The 16,579-nt window shown below is 56.7% G+C and carries 14 protein-coding genes; all 14 read right to left on the bottom strand.

Annotated elements, in window-relative coordinates:
• Positions 1 to 17: 17 nt before the first annotated feature.
• The 14 genes from ISN39_RS26305 to ISN39_RS26365 all read right to left on the bottom strand — a co-directional run bounded on the left by ISN39_RS26305 (position 18) and on the right by ISN39_RS26365 (position 16,559).
• Positions 18 to 1,316: an O-antigen ligase gene (locus ISN39_RS26305; RefSeq protein ID WP_074072020.1), complete on the bottom strand. Its 1,299-nt coding sequence runs from the start codon at positions 1,314 to 1,316 to the stop codon at positions 18 to 20.
• A gap of 22 nt (positions 1,317 to 1,338) precedes the next feature.
• A complete protein-coding gene (locus ISN39_RS26310; RefSeq protein WP_083635976.1) occupies positions 1,339 to 2,628 on the bottom strand; it encodes a polysaccharide biosynthesis/export family protein in 1,290 nt (429 codons plus the stop codon).
• Between the two features lie 39 nt (positions 2,629 to 2,667).
• Entirely contained in the window at positions 2,668 to 3,354 is a 687-nt protein-coding gene (locus tag ISN39_RS26315) for a sugar transferase (RefSeq protein ID WP_269466874.1), read from the bottom strand.
• 229 nt (positions 3,355 to 3,583) lie between these two features.
• Entirely contained in the window at positions 3,584 to 4,372 is a 789-nt protein-coding gene (gene rfbF / locus ISN39_RS26320; RefSeq protein ID WP_194731071.1) for a glucose-1-phosphate cytidylyltransferase, read from the bottom strand.
• A gap of 70 nt (positions 4,373 to 4,442) precedes the next feature.
• Positions 4,443 to 5,555 (bottom strand): NAD(P)-dependent oxidoreductase, encoded by a 1,113-nt coding sequence (locus ISN39_RS26325; RefSeq protein ID WP_074072016.1) that lies wholly within the window; start codon positions 5,553 to 5,555, stop codon positions 4,443 to 4,445.
• A 106-nt stretch (positions 5,556 to 5,661) separates the two neighbouring features.
• Complete coding sequence (locus ISN39_RS26330) at positions 5,662 to 8,058, bottom strand: polysaccharide biosynthesis tyrosine autokinase (protein ID WP_246763437.1); 2,397 nt, start codon at positions 8,056 to 8,058, stop codon at positions 5,662 to 5,664.
• On the bottom strand, positions 8,055 to 8,177 hold the full coding sequence (locus ISN39_RS37700; protein ID WP_257788117.1) for a hypothetical protein: 123 nt from the start codon (positions 8,175 to 8,177) through the stop codon (positions 8,055 to 8,057). The genes ISN39_RS26330 and ISN39_RS37700 overlap by 4 nt, the downstream gene beginning before the upstream one ends.
• Entirely contained in the window at positions 8,174 to 9,172 is a 999-nt protein-coding gene (locus ISN39_RS26335; RefSeq protein ID WP_194731072.1) for a glycosyltransferase family 2 protein, read from the bottom strand. The genes ISN39_RS37700 and ISN39_RS26335 overlap by 4 nt, the downstream gene beginning before the upstream one ends.
• A gap of 11 nt (positions 9,173 to 9,183) precedes the next feature.
• Entirely contained in the window at positions 9,184 to 10,368 is a 1,185-nt protein-coding gene (locus tag ISN39_RS26340; RefSeq protein ID WP_194731073.1) for a glycosyltransferase, read from the bottom strand.
• Positions 10,368 to 11,237, bottom strand: a complete 870-nt coding sequence (locus ISN39_RS26345) for a family 16 glycosylhydrolase (RefSeq protein WP_348651990.1) — start codon at positions 11,235 to 11,237, stop codon at positions 10,368 to 10,370. Before ISN39_RS26345 ends, ISN39_RS26340 begins: the two co-directional genes overlap by 1 nt.
• 455 nt (positions 11,238 to 11,692) lie before the next feature.
• On the bottom strand, positions 11,693 to 12,400 hold the full coding sequence (locus ISN39_RS26350; protein ID WP_194731074.1) for an SDR family NAD(P)-dependent oxidoreductase: 708 nt from the start codon (positions 12,398 to 12,400) through the stop codon (positions 11,693 to 11,695).
• Between the two features lie 29 nt (positions 12,401 to 12,429).
• Positions 12,430 to 13,695, bottom strand: coding sequence for a DUF4910 domain-containing protein (locus ISN39_RS26355; RefSeq protein WP_194731931.1), 1,266 nt, complete (start codon positions 13,693 to 13,695; stop codon positions 12,430 to 12,432).
• 41 nt (positions 13,696 to 13,736) lie between these two features.
• Positions 13,737 to 14,975: a class I SAM-dependent methyltransferase gene (locus ISN39_RS26360; RefSeq protein WP_194731075.1), complete on the bottom strand. Its 1,239-nt coding sequence runs from the start codon at positions 14,973 to 14,975 to the stop codon at positions 13,737 to 13,739.
• 162 nt (positions 14,976 to 15,137) lie between these two features.
• A complete protein-coding gene (locus ISN39_RS26365) occupies positions 15,138 to 16,559 on the bottom strand; it encodes a glutamate-1-semialdehyde 2,1-aminomutase (RefSeq protein ID WP_074072010.1) in 1,422 nt (473 codons plus the stop codon).
• Positions 16,560 to 16,579: the final 20 nt, after the last annotated feature.

Here is a 16,579-nt window from a genome sequence, read left to right on the forward strand (position 1 = left end):
GCGGTCATCCTGATCGGTCACCCGTGACCGCCACGGCGAGGCACATGAAAACCTTCACTGCCAGCGAATTGAGGATAGAACCGCACCGAGGCATTGCCTACCGTTCCAGCGACCGGTTTGGTGAGTGCCCCGGCGCAGTAGTAGATGAGGAAGGATCCGATCGTGTATTGATTCAGGAAATCGACTTCGAAAAAGGAGCGACCGATGAACAGTATGACGAGACCGAAGAGGACCACATCCTCGTTTCGCGCGCCCGACGACAGGAGGCGTCTGAGGTATCCAGCGAGGAGGCCAAGAATAACGGCGCTGAGCAGGATCAGTCCGATATAGCCAAGTTCGACCGCGGCCTCGATGTAGGTATTATGAAAGTGAAAGCCTGCACGCGATGCAATATAGAACTGCTGCCACAGGACCTCCGGTTGAGAAAAGCCCTGGACCCAGAAACCCTGAAAACCGAGGCCGAAGATAGGTTGTTCGTGGGCGATTTCGATACCTCGCTGCCAAAGATACGTCCGCCCTGTCAACGTCGCATCCTTGCCGAAGGCGCCGAGGATCGCGCCGAACAGCCCGGTACTCAATGCAATCAGGAGTCCGACGGCTGCTGCCGGAACGATCGACAGGAAGAGGACCGTCCGGTGCCGCGGTGAGAACCGCTTCAGAAAGACCGCAGCGACCGTTACGGCAATCGTTGCGGCGATCGTGATGGTGGAGGTCGCCGACTGGGCGGTGTGTAGCGAAAAGACGCCGAAGACGCCTGACATAAGGGCCAGGATGCGCCAGATCATCTGCACGCGCAGGACGAAGACCACCGAGAAGGAGGCAAAGACGCCGAGCGCGGCAAACATGCCGAGTTGGTTCTTCGATCCGAAGGCGCCGATGAAGCTGTAGACGCCATCAAGAGGGTCGTAGCTGAAGTGTCCAAATATCAGTGAGTAGAGCAGTACCAGCGATGCGCCGAGGCTCATGCCCAAAATCATCGCCTTTACAGGCACGACCCGTGCGGCAACCAACGCGCAGACAATCGTTGAAAGATATTGCAGCCCGCCGCGCAGGCTGAGCCCCGGAACCGCAGACCAGAAAAAGGACAGACATGCAAAGATGGAAAAGGCAAAAATCCAATAGAGAGGCCGTGGATCGCCGATGACTGCGCGCGGGTCCATGGCAAGAAGAGGCAGCCACACCAGATAGAACAACAAAATGAAGACAGAGCCAAACAGCTGCGCATAGGCGATGAAAAACATCGTCGCGACCATAGCAGCGATCGCAAAGGGCGCGTTCTGTCCAGGCGATAAGAAAGCGTTGATACTGATACGCATGCCGATCTGCCGACCCCAAGTCCTATGATTTTTCGTTGGTGACACTGACCTTGACCAAGTCTCCCGGCTGAACGGGCGTTGTTTCGGTCGCTGGAATCTCCTGGATCTTGCTTGCGACCGTTCGCACGATCGAATAGCTGATGAGCCTGGCAGCGTCGCTTCCGGTCAATTGCGAGGCCATTGGCGCATTCACCAGCGCCTCAGCCATCAGTTGCCGGTACATCTGGAGCTGCAGCGCATTTTCGTCCAGCTGCGACTTGGTTTCCTGCATATCGAGCGCAATCTTCGATTTGCGCTCATTCTTCAAGTCGATCGTGTCGAGTGCGGCCTTGTTCATCTCCTGCTTGGCGCGCAGCGAGGCAGCATCGAGGTCAAGCAGGTTGCTCTGGGTATCGGCAAGCGTCGTCTCGAGGCCCAGCGCCCGGGAGCTGACTGCCAGACCCTGATCGACGAGCTTGGCAGTCTTTTCGAGCTCTCTCCTGTAAAGGTCCACTTGCCGTGTCTGGTTGTCGACCTTCTTGCTGAGCGAGGTGATTTCGTTGCTGTAGAGGGTTTGCAGCTCATCAAGCCCTTTGAGGCGAAGGTCGAACGCGTTGCGGTTCGTTTCCATGATTGCTATTTCATCCTCGATCAGCGTTCGCGATTGCGGGATGGCGGCAAGGTCTTGGGGGATAGCAATCTTCTCCTTGCCGGCCTCCTCGGAGGCAAGTCGCGCCTTCTTCGCCATCAGACGGGCGCGCTCGGCAACAAGCACCTCGTAACTGCCCCTGGCGTTAATGAAGTCGCGTTCGAAGCGCTGACCTTCGTGCAGTCCGCGACGCATGCCGCCGGCAAGACTAATCGCCTTCAGGACCGTCATCTCCGGATCGTAGGGATATTTGCCGGGCGTGTGGACTTCGCCAGCTACGAAAATCGGCCGGAATTCAAGAATTTCAACCGAAGCTTCCGGCGGATCGGGAAGCCCGAAACGCTCCTGGAGACTGCGTGCGATCTCGCGCGCCACCTCCGAGGTCGACCGGCCGACAGCTTTCAGCTCACCCGCAAACGGCAGAGCCAGATCGCCGTTCGGACCGACGATGTATTCGCCTGTAATACCCGGCCACTCGCGAAACTGCCCCTCGGCAGTCTGCCATTCGACCACGCGGACGGACAGCTTGTCCATGATTCCAAGCTTATAGGGATCGGCGCGCGCAGCCGAGAGCAACACCGGTTGAACAAGACAGACGACTGCGGCAAGCGTTGCAAGGCACAGCCGCGGTAGCGCGTAAATGGCGTTACGCGCGGCAGGAGAAAGCTGACGAACTAACCTCATGGTTCTTCCCTATCTTTGCCGGGCAAAGGCGTCGTCGTGCTAGCGGGCACCCCGCGCGAACAGGACAACCGGCACGGTTTTCAGAATGATCCAGACGTCGCCCACGAAGGACCAGTGCTCAACATACTGGCTATCGAGCTGAACGCGCTCCTCGTAGGTCGTGTCGCTTCGCCCACTCACCTGCCACTTGCCGGTAAGACCTGGGCGCGAGCGGAGGTAGTGACTTCCGCTATCACCGTAACGGGCCATTTCTTCGCCCATGATTGGACGCGGGCCAACAAGGCTCATATCGCCGCGCAAGACATTGAGCAGTTGTGGTAACTCGTCGAGACTGAGTTTTCGCAGCACCTTTCCGGTGGCGGTTACCCTGATGTCGTGACGCAGCTTGCGGGTCGTTGCCCATTCAGCAAGGGCGACGGGATTTTCGGCGAGATAGGCAGCAAGCCGCGCATCGCTCTCGGTAACCATGGTTCGGAATTTCAGGCAACGGAATGACTTTCCGTTGTGGCCAACGCGCTGATGACCGAAAAGAACGGGGCCGCGGTCATCAAGCTTTACGGCGATCGCGATCAGCAAGAAGAGTGGGGAAAACAGGACGAGCAGAATGAGGGCGCCGACGACGTCAAACACCCTCTTGCGCAACCCGCCTAGTGGCCTCATTGGCCGCCACTGGGTGTAGTGTGAGAAAATAGAGGCATCGGCTAATTCGACATCATGCTTCATCATGAAGCTCCCCGAAAGCAGAATGTTAAGAAATTAGTAACTAAAGCGTTCGAAAAGGCAATAGAAAAAGATCCGTTATAATCGAAATATACTTAGTGTAACATTGTGATACAGATTGGTTCTGTAGTTCGCGCAGTTCGCAGGCAATATTCCATTGAACAGACGGTATTATTCAATTTCGGTCGGGCGGGTCAAACCGCAGAGGCGACGTGTCACTCGTCAGCGGTTCGGTTCACCCCGGTGTCGGGTCCCAGAGCTTCCATGGCGCATTGCCGCTCTCCCAGGCCTTTTCGAGCACCATCTTGTCTCGCAGCGAATCCATGCTTTGCCAGAAGCCCTGGTGCCAATGCGAGCCAACCTTGCCCATGTGAAGCGCTCTTTCCATCGGCCCCTCTTCCCAGACGGTGTCATCACCTTCGATGAGGTCGAAGACTTCAGGCTCGCAGACAAAGAAGCCACCGTTGATCAGACCGCCATCGCCAATGCGTTTTTCGCGGAAGGCATGGACACGAGTTCCGTCGTCAGACAGGCCAAGCGCGCCATAGCGGCCCGGCTGGCTGACGGCGGTCAGCGTGATCCAGTTTCCGTCCCTCTCATGAAGCTCAATGGTCGCGGCGATATCGGTATCGGAGACACCGTCGCCATAGGTCAGAAGGAACCGCCTATCGCCAATGACGTCGCGGGCGCGCCTCAATCGTCCGCCAGTCATCGTGTTCAGTCCGGTATCGAGCACGGTGATCTTCCACGGCTCCAACGCGCGGCGGAGCCACTTGAACTCGCCTGTCGCTAGGTCGACTGTGAAGTCGCTGTTTATCATCGCATAGTTGATGAAGTAGTCCTTGATGTAATCCGCTTTATAACCGGCAAGCACAACGAAGTCGTTGAAGCCGTAGTGCGAATAGATCTTCATAATATGCCAGATGATCGGTCGCCCGCCGATCTCGACCATAGGCTTTGGCCGAAGTGTAGTCTCCTCCGAAAGACGGCTCCCGTAGCCTCCTGCAAAAATGACAACTTTCATTGCGTCCTCTCGTCATTTGAAGCGTTACCCGCCGTACGCGGCTTTAAGTCACTGTGTCACATGATCCGGTTCAGCCAGGCATGGCTTCGCGCGTCCGATGAGCGGGGTCCTTGAAACCAGGAATGAAACTACGGTCGGACGGATTGGCCGTGTAGCGCAGATCAGTGCCAAGGCTGCCGCCGTCGATCGCCTGTGTGAGCACGTTCAACCGCACGAGTTGCGCTGAGCGGTAATCGGGATCCTTCAAACCCGCCGCATCAAGGCCGGTTTTCAGATCGGCAATAGCGCCTGCAAGCGTTACTTCTGGCTGATGGGCCGGTGCCAGGCTCCGGTAGAGATCGAAATTAACCCGATAAGAACGCCGGTCCGGTGGCGCGTCCTTGTTGATTTCGACCACCGTCCCCGGAACCGAGGCGGCGACGGCCTCCGCGAGCTCGCGGACCTGATAATTCCAGTCTTCGGAACCGACGTTGACGGCCAGAAAGTTTCCGCCATCCTGCCTGAGCAGCGCCCATTCGATTGCCCTTGCCATGTCGTTGACATGAATGAGCGGCCGCCAGGGCGTGCCATCAGAGAGGACCGAAACCCGTCCGGTCCTCAGCGCCGAGGCCACAAAATCGTTAAGGACGAGATCGAGCCGCGTGCGCCCTGAAAAGCCGCAGGCAGTCGCGAAGCGCAGCGCGCTGACCCTCATTTGGCTGTTGCGGGCGATCTCGCCAAGCCCGGTCTCGGCCGCAACCTTCGAACGCGAATAGGCGGTCAGAGGATTAAGCTCATCTGCTTCGGTGCGCGCGCCGCCCTCAGCAAATCCGTACATGGAGCAGCTGGAGGCGAAAACAAAGCTTCTTACGCCCATCGTGGCGGCGAGTTCGGCTGTTCTCAGTGTAGCACGGTGGTTAATCTCGTCGGTCACCGCCTCAAAGCGGCCGCCCATCGGGTCGTTGGAAACGGCTGCCAGATGCACGACCGCATCGACGCCCTCGAATAGCTCGGCGGGCAGGTCGCGGACATCGGCAAAGACCTGACTATTAAGCAAACGCTCGGGCAGGTTTGCTTGGGTGAGGCAATGCGCGAAAAGGCCAGTATCGACGCCAACAAGCAAGCAGTCAGGCATCTCACGGCGCAGGTGAGAGACGACAGCAGGCCCGACATAGCCCATATTTCCTGTGATTAAGATCTTCATTTCAAACGCTCCGGAACTGGTGACTGTCATTAAGATGGGCATGGCGCAAACCAGGGGGTTGCTTCACACCAACGTTGCATCGGATCAGTGTTTCTTGCGCGTCTCGTTAGAGCTCCTTCGATAGGTGCACGCGCGCCTTTCGCCGTCTGCGGCCTCGCGCCTTCATGATCGGCTCGCCATGCTCGAGGTAGTAGCTCGCATACCGGGAATAGAGCTTTTCGGAACTGCCAAGCCCACCATAGGTAGAAAGTTTCTCCTGATCGGCCTTGTTGAGCACAACGCCCAGCAATTTTGCTGCGATCGCCGGTTCTTGTTCAAGCGTTGACTTCAAAAGGGCCCGCGGTGTGGCTCCCCATTCCGACACGAGCAGGAAACCATCGGCCAACGGCTCAAAGGCTTTGGCATCAAAGACCGGCCCGATTGGTGGAAGATCGACGATTATATAGTCGAACATGGAGCGGGCCTCTTCTAACAGAGTTGCCATGGAAGGACCTGAGATCAGCTCGCTCGTGTTGAAGACCTTCACTTGGCGCGGCGTCGCGAGAAGGCTCGCACCCGTCTGTGGATCGACAACCAGAGTGTCTTGCCATTTCGTTGTTCCAGCCAGCGCCTCTGTCCAGCCGGTTTCAAAGCGGATGCCAAGACCCTGCGTTAGTGATCCGCGTCTAAGATCAGCATCGATCATCAGCACCTTGGCTGGGCTGGATGCCACGAGCGTCGCGAAATTTGCCGCGATCGTCGTCTTGCCTTCGCCTGGCAATACTGAGACGACGCCGATGACCTTGCAGTTCTGGCTGCCAAGCATCGTGTCGGTCACGATCTTTGCATGCCGTAAGGTCTCGGTAAATTTGGTGCCGCCCGACTTGACCGCAAACCGCATGGTTTCGACATCGGGATTGGCGATCAGCTTCCTTTCGTCATCGGGGGAGGGACGCGTGGCCCCAGGGATCGGCGGCAGGTAACCCAAGAACTTCAGGCCGAACGGCGTAAATTCCTCACCAAGGCGGAACGTGCCTTCCCTAATCTCGCGCCACAGGCCAAGTCCGATACCGAAGATCGCGCCGAGCATCAGCGAGCCACCAAGCGTCAAGGTGCGTTTGGGGCTGGATGCCTCGGTCGGCGGCGAGGCAGGCGAGATGACGCGCGCTTCTGATATCGGGAACGACTGGTTCTGGGCCGTTTCCTGATATTTCGTCAGATAGGTCTTGTAGAGGTCGCTAATGGCTTCGGCGTTGCGTTCCAAGTCCTTCAATTGCACGAGCGATTCATTCGCCGCCGAGGTTTGTCCGGTGATCCTCGACAGTCCCTCCTTCAGCGATGCCTCGCGCGAGACCGCAACCTCATACTGATTGCGGTAGCTTTCGGTCATCTGCTTGAGTTCTAGAAATATCTGCCGTCCAATGTCGTCCTGCTCCCTGCGCAGCGTGATTGCCTGCGGATGTTCGGGACCGAAACGGCCTTCGATCTCCTGGGCCCGTTTGGTGACCGCCAGATAGCGGGCTCTGAGCGTGGCAATGACCGTCGAGCCTTGCTGCTCGGAGACGGTTGCGGCATTGTCGACCGCAGTTTGCTGGCCGGCGGCGACGATCGCTTTGTACTGGTTGTAAAGCGCAAGCGCCTTGGCGCTGTCCGCCTGGGCCAAAATGTACTGGCCACTGATGTCGGAGAGCTGTTCTTCCGACAAGAGGGCACCTTTTGCTGAGGTGAGGCCGTTTTCGGTGCGGTAGCGTTCGACCTTCAGGGCCGCTTCCTGCGACTGGTCCTTCAGATCGGTCAGCCGAGCGCGCAACCAGACCGTCGCCCTTTGCGACGCGTCGAAATTGGCATCGAGCTTGTCTGACAGGTAGGCCTCGGCATAGGCGTTAGCGATCTGCGCCGACAAGGTGGGGTCTGTCGACGTGTAGTAGAGATCGATCACGAAGCTCTGCGGTTGCTGCTCGACCCTCAGATTTTCCATGAGAACTGCCACGGCAGCGCCCTTGCGCGCGTCGAGGCTATCGGCATCTGCCATCTCCGTGCCTTTGCCGGCAAACACGTCCATCGCCATCTTGGCAAGGCCCTTGATCTGCTGGGTGACCGAGAGTGGAGGGTTGACGAATTCGTGCTTTTCGTAAAGCTGCTGCCTATCCACCACCTTTGCTGCAAGCGAGCTCGACCTCAAGATCGCCACCTGGCTCATGATCTTCTTGTCAGATTCCATGTTTGCAGGCGCCGGTGAAACGTCTCCAGCAAACCGGCTCAGATTGTCATCGATGAGGACGCTAGTGCCTGCCGTGTAATAATAGGTTGCAAACACCAGCCGGGTAACGCCGAGCAGCAGGCCAATGGCGGCAAAAAGGACCACGAGCTTTGCTTGACGCCTGGCGATCTGTATCAGGCGGTCGACGTCTATGAACCTTTCATCGCCGGCCTCAGGCTGCTTGGCCGTGCCCGGCTGACCGAGATAGGGGCGTATTGCTTCCTGCATCTTCTTTGCCTTGCCTATGCCTATGAACTCGTTCATTGCGACACCCGCCTAACCTGCTCAGGTACCGCAACCGCCGCAATCGACGCCAGCGTGTCGCTGAGCGAGCTCCTCCGGTATGTGCAGACGGCAATTTCGATGAGAAGTGGCCGGCTCATGAGACGCTCCTTCTTGGACCAAGCGACAGCATCTCGAGCCAGAAACCGGTTGACCAGGCTACATGCATGACCATAGCAAGCAGTCCGGCCAATGGTCCGTGGGGCATCTGCTGGCGCACGCGAAGATAAAAGCCATAGCCGATACAGGTAAACGCCCAGGCGAAAGCTGGAACGATCGCCGCCCAGTAAAACAGCGCGAGCACGGTGCCGGCAACGGCGGGCGCGACTGTAAGCGGCAGCATTTGGCGCAAAGCTGGCATTGTCTTGTGTTTGCGGATATTGCGCGCCCGTCCGCGGCCGTAATTGAGGTATTGACAAAACAGTGCGCCAACGCTTGCGCGCGGATGATAGACCATGCTTGTCCTGCCGCTGATCCAGATCCTGTAGCCAGCCTTCCTCAGGCGGAAGTCGAGCTCGGCATCTTCATTATGGGAAAAGGTTTCGTCGTAGCCGCCGACGGCGAGAAAGGCGCTGACGCGCATCAAGGCGTGGTGTCCGTGATCGACGTAACCACCCGTCGACAGATTGCGATGCGGAGAACCGCCATTGCCGATCTTGGAGTTCTGGGCAATCGCGGCTGCTTTCTGGATCGTATTGAAACCGGTCGTCTCCAAGGCGACGACGACGGAGGCAGCCGCGGTCATCTCGGCATCAGCAATTAGCTGTTGACAATAACTCTTCGGATATTGTCCATGCGCGTCCATGCGCACCAAATATTCAAAATCACGGCCGTAGCGTGCCACTGCAAGATTGATCGCCGCACTTTGCAGGCGCTTCGGATTGTCAAGGAAGATGATGCGCGGATCGATGGCGCAGGCGGCCTTAATGATATCCTGCGAGCCGTCCTTGCTGCCGCCATCGGCCACGACAATGCGCCAGCCCGGAGCTTGAAGTTCCATGCTCAGAGCGTTCAGAAGCGCACCAATGTAGTTTCGCTCGTTAAGGCATGGAATGACGATCAAGCAGCAATCTTCTGGACTTACGTGCTTATTCATCGCGTTCAATCCTATATGGCAAATGACGAACTGATCGGAAAGTGATCTGAAGTTTTGCGAGGCTCGGATGGCGCCAAGCCGGCGAGCCAGGCGACCAAGTTCTTGCAGTCTGCCTCATCGATCGCCCAGTTGCGCCGATCGCACGCGGCAACGGCGGACTTCAGGTACCTAAAGCGGCGAACGTCCAGCCCCTCCATCGCCATGCTTAGCGCAACGGACGTGGCATCCGACAAGATCAGGCCGATATTATTGCGCCGAAGTGCCTCAGCCGTCTCGGTGCCTTGAACGGCAATCGGTACCGCCCCGTGCAGGCATCCTTCGTAAAGCCGGTTCGGTAACAGCCACTTGGAATTGTGGCCCTCTTCGAAACAATCGGCCGTCCAGGCAAAGTCGACCTCGCCGTAAATTGCACCCAGATCCTCCGGGTTTCGGTAGGGCCCACAAAAACGCATGAAGGGTTCGTTCGCCACGAAGGCGTCGAAATCGTCAAATTCCGAATAAGCCGGCCGGCCGCGCAGAATGATCTCGAACCTGCCATTCGCCATCCTTGAGAAGTGCGCGAGCAGCTTCAATGATTTCCTGCAACGCAGCGCGCCAAACCAGCCGATGCGCCATGGCCGGTCTTCGCGTTTTTGTGGGGCAGGAAGAAGGCCGTCATCCATGACCGCGACGACTTTGTTCTCGACGAGCATGACCGGGACCTTCAGAAACGACAGCACATCGAAATAGTTGCTCTTGAAGGCTGGCGAACTGGTGACGATCGCACTGACGTTTCGGCCAAACCAACGTTCGGCAAATCGCATCGAGCGCGCGACGGGACCCATGCCGACGAGCAGCCTGTGAATATCGAGACACTCGTAAACGATTGGTACGGACCCGCCGAAATAGCCGTTGGCGCGGTTTGCCAATGCAAGCATTTCGAGATTGCGGGCGACGATCACGTCCGGCTTGCTGAGGCCTGCAAGGACGGAACGCAGCCTTGCCATTGCCTTGAGAACGGCCCAGGTGCGCTGGACAAAGCGACCATCGGCCGTCTTGCCGAGGTTGACCGGCTTGATGCCTTCGATATCGCCTGGGATCTTAGCTCGCGAAAAACCTAGAAGGTCAACCGTCGCGCCGCCGCGTGTCAGCATGATCAGGCGCCGGCGAACTGCCGGATCGGACAGATCATGGACTAGGTAAAGCACGTGCGCCATCAAAGGTTCTCCTGCGGCTTTGCAGGGGCGCTGACGGTGATGGCCCCGTCGCAGGTCAGAGAGGCTGCAAACAGACATCTTTCGCCTGTAGCGGTATAGCTCACCCAGTCGACCTGCATGATCGCCGGTCCTTTGTAGGCAAAGGGGCCCATCCAGCCTGTCAGCGTATCGGTTCCCCACAGGCTAAAGAAGATTTTCTGCCTTGCCGTCGGAATGCGGAGCGTATCGGTAACTTCGTTGACGAGTAAGCCGTTGACGTAGAACCGCAGTCTCGAGGGCTCCCAGGTAAAGGCGAAATGGTTGAAATCCACGTCTGCCGGACCGGCGAGTGAAACGAGCTTTTCGTTGCCGCCTTTCGCTTTCACATATTGGTTGACCTGGACAGCAGCACTGTTCTTCCCCAGCACCTCGAAATCGATCTCGTCGTGCTCCTCCTGGTCGGCGGGGCCAATATAGGAGAAGAACGCCGAGTTAAGGCCTGACCCGGTCGCCGACTTTATCCGTGCCTCATAGGTACCAAAGCCGTAGCGTTGCTTCGTCTGGATTTCTGCGCACAGAAGGGCCTTCTGATCGACAGTGTCCTTTGCGAGCATCAGCGACGCAAAGCCGTCGGCAATCTTGATCATTTCTGCCGACCAGAAGCAGTTTTGATGATCACCGTTCGTCCAGCCGTCTGAAATATACCAGAAGTTGGGATCGAGCCGGTCAAAGCTCTCGAAGAAGGACGCTGCAGGGCGGCCGTCCGCGGCTTGAACGTTGGGGACAAGCGCACACGTTAGCAAGATCAATGAAAAGATCTGCCGGAAAATGCAACTGAATTCCTGACCCATAACTGAGCGGTCAGCATGTGAAGGTTGATCGAAATTCATAGTAGCAACCCGAAGCGAGTACGAGAAACAAATGGCGCGGGGACGTCGGCACTAAAAATTCCAGGCTATACTTTCTGGTTCTTTTATTACAGGCAGAATAAACGCGCGGTGGAATCACCGCATAGTTATCCTGCCAGAATTTCAGCGCCGATGTTGCCAATATCGACCGCGTTCAACTAGTTGCGATCGTTTATACCGGCAGCCTTAGAACGGCGTATCAGTATTTGTGACGACGTTATTTCAGAAATCTGAAATAGGCAACAAAAAATTAACGAATCTGATAGCTAAAAGCTTGATTTTACGCCGTAGATTAGTTTTTGAACAAAGTTCAGCTGCTGCCGTTTCATAATGGTACAGGTAGGCATTCCGAATGCTGGAGAGGGCAGGGACGTCTGTCCGTCATGAGCGTATTTGCTCTATCACGCTGGCGCTGCGGATGGAGGCACCAAGAATGTCTAGTCGTTGAAGGTCGGCGGCGTCGGTCGTGCTGGACGCATGAAAATCTCGGTGACTTCACAGGTGGACGGCATCGACAAGGCTGTGATTAGGTTCGCTGCCACCGATTCCGGCTGCAGTAACTCGTCTGCCTGATAGGAAAGCGCTCGCGAATCATGGATAGTTTCCTGCATCGGCGTTGCGGTCTTCCCGGGAAAGATGCTGAGGACACGCACGTCCTGATTGTTGATCTCGGCTCTCAGCACGTCGGCAAAGGCCTTCAAGGCATATTTACTCATCGTGTAACCCGCGAGCTCCATTCTCGGATTCAGCCACACGCTTGAGTTGATGAACGCGATATAACCCTTCTGTCTGGCCAGTGCCGGGAGGAGGAGCTGTGTCAGAACATAGGGCGCGCGCAGATTGACGCGCCAAACGTTATCGAGTTCTTCCACCGGGCTTTGCGCAACCGGACCGGAACGAAAGACGCCAGCACTGTGCACAAGGTAGTCGATGCCGCGATCGGTCACCCGCAAACGGGCGACGAATTCGGCGATCGCCCGATCATCGGCAAGATCGACGTGATGCCAGCTGATCGATGCTCCGTTGCTAAGGGACGACGGCGGGACGCCGCCGCGGGTAAGAGCATGAACGGTCACGCCGGCTACACCTAAGGCTGATACGATCGCCTGACCGATACCGCCCGCTGCCCCGGTCACCACTGCCACCCGCCCCTTAAGAGATTTTTCCATGATCCCTAGTCCCTCTGCGCCGGTGCAAGTAGATCATGGCCAAGCAGAAGATCGGCGGCATCGGCAATCAAATCAAATTCAAGACCCGATTTTACGGCGATATCGAGGAGATCATGTTTGCCGTCCGAGTAGTTTAGAACCCAGAGCAGGGCCAACTGACGCGTCTTCGTGTCGGATTTGCCGCCGACGGCATCGTAGAGCCCCCGTTTTCCAAGTTGCGGCTCGCACATCGGCGAAAGGTTCAGGAAAGCTCGATTGCGGTCCAGTGTGTCAAGCACGCAGGCGTAGGTTTTGAGCGAGTGGGCAAGCGCTTCCGGCTTCACGAAATCAAGGTTGTCGCCCGACGTATGGTACTCAGCAAACCGCCCGTAGGGTGTACGCGACAGACAGCCGAAGGGAAGGTTGATGCCAGGCGAGCTGAACTGCCTTTCGTCATAGCCATAGGGAGAAAACGCCATAATCGAATGGGCTTGCCCCGCTGCCTTCAGCACATGCTCCACCACCCGATCGATCTCGGCCGTTTCGTGACGACTTTTCTTATAATGCAGCATGCCAGGGTCGCCCAGGTTGACGGCGACGAGACCATGTCTGATGCGCGACAGCCGCTCGCGGTTCATCGAAAGCCAGGCAATCGAACCGATGGTGCCCGGAATGAAGAGCATCCGCACGGAATAGCGCCGCTGTGCTGCCATCAAAAGCTTAGCAAGCTCGACACAGACGGCGATGCCGGACAGGTTGTCGTTGGCAAGTGACGGATGGCAGATATGCGTCGAGATAACGATCTCGTCGGTTGTGGTGCCGGGGATGAAACACTCGCCCCACAGGAGTTCGCCGTCTGAAAGTGTTGAGTCTATCAGGACCTCGTAGGATCCTTCGCTCATCGCCTCAAGGGCGTTCTGGGAGAGGCAGAAGCCCCAGTCCTCCTTGTAGTAGCTCGTCCGGTAGGGTATCCAAGCGGGATGGGCGGGGTCGGTGTGTAGATGGGTCCTCAGCGCCTTAAGCGGCAATGTCGCGTGGATCGGTCGTGAATAGTTGACGACGTGCAGATTACTTGCCTTGAAGTCGATGACGCGATTGCCCTTATCGTCCTTCACATAGGCATCGCGGATGCTCCATTCCTGCGGGACCGTCCAGTCGAAGATCTCTGTGCCGCTTGCTATGCGATGAATCTTAACCGGAATTTCCTGCCTGATAATCTCCAGTGTCTCCACGACGCCGGGACCGGTGATGCTGCGACAGATCGGATAAAGTCGTTCAATGAGGGCATACATCCGCGCGCCGGCAGGCTCCTTGTCTGGCGCACTGACGGCGCTCAAGCAACGACCTCGACATTGGGAAGCGGAACCACAAACTGGCTGCCCAAGCCTTTGACCTCCGACATTTGGCTGATGATCTCATCCTTGATGTTCCAGGGAAGGATCAGGACGTAATCGGGCTTGGTCTCCGCAATCTTTTGCGGTGCGTGGATCGGGATGCGGGTCCCCGGAAGCAAGTGGTTCTGCTTATGAGGGCTGACATCGACAGTATATTCGATGAGATCCGTACCAACGCCGCAGAAATTCAAAAGCGTGTTGCCCTTTGCCGGAGCGCCATAGGCGACAACGGTCTTTTTGCTCTCTTTTGCATCGATCAGAAAGCGCAGCAGATCGCGCTTGGTGCGGTGAACCTGTTCAGAAAATTTGCTGTAGCGTTGAACAGAGTTGACGCCGCCTTCAATCTCGCGCGCGCGCAGTTCGCCGACACGCACCGAGACTGGCTGGCTTTGATCTTCGGCGTGGCGAGCATAAATGCGCAACGATCCTCCTTGTGGACGGATCTCATCGACATCGAAGATCGTCAAGCCGTGATGGGCAAAGATTTTCTCGACACTATAGAGCGACAGGTACGAATAGTGCTCATGATAGATCGTATCGTAGTAATTGAGCTCCAGCATCTTCATGAGATGCGGAAATTCGATCGTTACGATGCCGGTTGCCGACAACACGATTTTGATGCCGGCAACGAAATCGTTGATGTTGGGGACATGCGCCAGCACGTTATTGCCAATCAATAGGTCAGCTGTGAGGCCATCGCCAACCAACTGCCGTGCCGTCTCGACACCGAAAAACTGCACCCTGCTCGGGATGCCGGCCTCTACCGCGACAGCCGCGACATTGGCACATGGCTCTATGCCGAGCACCGGAACGCCGCGTTCCTTGAAGTTCTTTAAAAGGTAGCCGTCGTTGCTGGCAATTTCGATCACCTGGTGGCCAGAGTCGAATTGAAACCGCTCGACCATATGGTCAACATATTCGCGGGCATGTTTCAGTACCGAGGCCGAATAGGAGGAGAAATAGGCATATTCGCTGTCGAAAATGTCTTCCCGCGGCGCCATGGGAGGGACCTGGACCAAGAAGCACTCGTCGCAAACGAAAGCATGTAGTGAAAAGAACGGTTCGGCATCCTGGGTTTTGTCGATGGCGATGTAGGAGTTTGCAAGCGGTGACGCGCCAAGGTCGACGACCGTCTGAGTGAGTGTGGTATTGCAGAACCGGCAGTTGAATGAAGACATGATCTTCGTCCCCCTAGACGAAACGATGCAGTGAAGAGTACGTGGTCTGAAACCTATGGCAGCTTTATGAGACGTTTACCTTTGCTGATCTGTTCGCGGTAGAACAGCCGTGAGTTTTAGGCTCCTCGAAAATGATCCGGGGCGATGCATCATTAAACCTCTCTATCGGCCGGCAGTGGCAAGGCTCGTCTCGCGCCGTTTGACGCGACGATTTAATTCAGGCACCAGAGCGGGCACAGCGTCAGGCTGGGTTGTCATGCGGTTCGTGGCGCGGAACACCACGTCCGATGGTCGGCCGACCAGATAATTGGACACACCGTTTTCAAGGGCCTTGCGATAAACGCAAAGCGCACCGTCAACAGCATCGAGCGTCTTTGCAATCTCGGGGTCGCCGTGCGTGTAACTGACAACGAAGGAGGGAGCGAGAACGCCGCGCTTGATCAATTCCTGCAGGAACAGCGTGCGGAACGCTTGGGAGGGACGGCCGTCCTCATCAATCGTTGCGTAAACGAGGTTACTTGCCAGCCCGAAGACGCTGAAATGATTGCTAATCCCGTGGCTAGCGGCGATCTGCGAAATACCTTTTCGAAGCGCCTCGCCTTTTTCAAAAAGATGCTGGATCACCGGCTCTTCACGATAAATCTTCATCGTTGCAATTGCCGCCGCCATAGCGTGCGTTTCAGCGCCATGGGTGGTCGACAACAGGAAAACGCGTGGCTTCTCGCGCTGATCGATACCGCCAAGCTCCATGAATTGGCGTTTTCCCGCAAGCGCGGAGATGGCAAAGCCATTGCCCATCGCTTTGCCGAAACAGGATAGATCTGGCTGGATATCGTAAAGAGCCTGCGCTCCGTTCAGGTGCCACCGGAAACCGGTTATCATCTCGTCAAGGATGAAAAGTGCTCCATTGGCATGACAAAGATCACGAAGACGATGCAGGAAGTTATCCTTCGGTGCTTCGCCTTTCGATGGCTCAAGGATGACAGCCGCGATCTTACCGGGATGTTGCTCAAACAGTGCTTTGGCACTGTCAATCTCATTATAGCAAAACGATAGCGTCATATCCCGTACGGCTTTCGGGATGCCGGCATTCATGGGCGTTGTGCCGATGAACCAATCGTCGGTCGAAAAGAACGGGTGATCGGCGCATCGGGCAACAAGGTCACGACCGGTGACGGCTCTTGCCAAACGGATGGCGCCAGAGGTTGCATGTGAGCCATCCTTGCAGAATTTGACCATTTCGGCGCCTTGGATCGTCTCAAGAAAGATCGATGCGCAATCTAACTCGATGACTGCCGGCCGGGTGAAGTTCGCACCATTTTTCAATTCACGCTCGACAGCGCGCAAGACCTTCGGATAGGCATGGCCAAGGGAGACTGCACGGTTTCCCATGCCAAACTCGATATATTTGTTGCCGTCTACATCAAAGACATAGGCGCCGTGCCCCCGGGCGATGAAGCCCGGCGATAAGACCGGATACTGATCGTCGCCCTTTGCATAAGTATGCGCTCCTCCCGGAATCAACCTTCTGGCTCGCTGGCGCAACTCTTTCGAGTTCTCAAAGTTGCTAATGAGGCTGGTCACCGTTCTTTCCCCCTCCGAAA

Origin of the sequence: Rhizobium sp. 007 (assembly GCF_015353075.1) — a bacterium.
Classification (GTDB): Bacteria; Pseudomonadota; Alphaproteobacteria; order Rhizobiales; family Rhizobiaceae; genus Rhizobium.

What these genes read in the sequence shown, in the direction of transcription:
- ISN39_RS26355 (WP_194731931.1), bottom strand. Translation starts at nt 13,695, where the DNA reads ATGTATGCCCTCATTGAACGACTTTATCCGATCTGTCGCAGCATCACC.
- rfbF (WP_194731071.1), bottom strand. Translation starts at nt 4,372, where the DNA reads ATGAAAGTTGTCATTTTTGCAGGAGGCTACGGGAGCCGTCTTTCGGAG.
- ISN39_RS26325 (WP_074072016.1), bottom strand. Translation starts at nt 5,555, where the DNA reads ATGAAGATCTTAATCACAGGAAATATGGGCTATGTCGGGCCTGCTGTC.
- ISN39_RS26340 (WP_194731073.1), bottom strand. Translation starts at nt 10,368, where the DNA reads ATGGCGCACGTGCTTTACCTAGTCCATGATCTGTCCGATCCGGCAGTT.
- ISN39_RS26335 (WP_194731072.1), bottom strand. Translation starts at nt 9,172, where the DNA reads ATGAATAAGCACGTAAGTCCAGAAGATTGCTGCTTGATCGTCATTCCA.
- ISN39_RS26310 (WP_083635976.1), bottom strand. Translation starts at nt 2,628, where the DNA reads ATGAGGTTAGTTCGTCAGCTTTCTCCTGCCGCGCGTAACGCCATTTAC.
- ISN39_RS26305 (WP_074072020.1), bottom strand. Translation starts at nt 1,316, where the DNA reads ATGCGTATCAGTATCAACGCTTTCTTATCGCCTGGACAGAACGCGCCC.
- ISN39_RS37700 (WP_257788117.1), bottom strand. Translation starts at nt 8,177, where the DNA reads ATGAGCCGGCCACTTCTCATCGAAATTGCCGTCTGCACATACCGGAGG.
- ISN39_RS26360 (WP_194731075.1), bottom strand. Translation starts at nt 14,975, where the DNA reads ATGTCTTCATTCAACTGCCGGTTCTGCAATACCACACTCACTCAGACG.
- ISN39_RS26345 (WP_348651990.1), bottom strand. Translation starts at nt 11,237, where the DNA reads ATGAATTTCGATCAACCTTCACATGCTGACCGCTCAGTTATGGGTCAG.
- ISN39_RS26315 (WP_269466874.1), bottom strand. Translation starts at nt 3,354, where the DNA reads ATGATGAAGCATGATGTCGAATTAGCCGATGCCTCTATTTTCTCACAC.
- ISN39_RS26330 (WP_246763437.1), bottom strand. Translation starts at nt 8,058, where the DNA reads ATGAACGAGTTCATAGGCATAGGCAAGGCAAAGAAGATGCAGGAAGCA.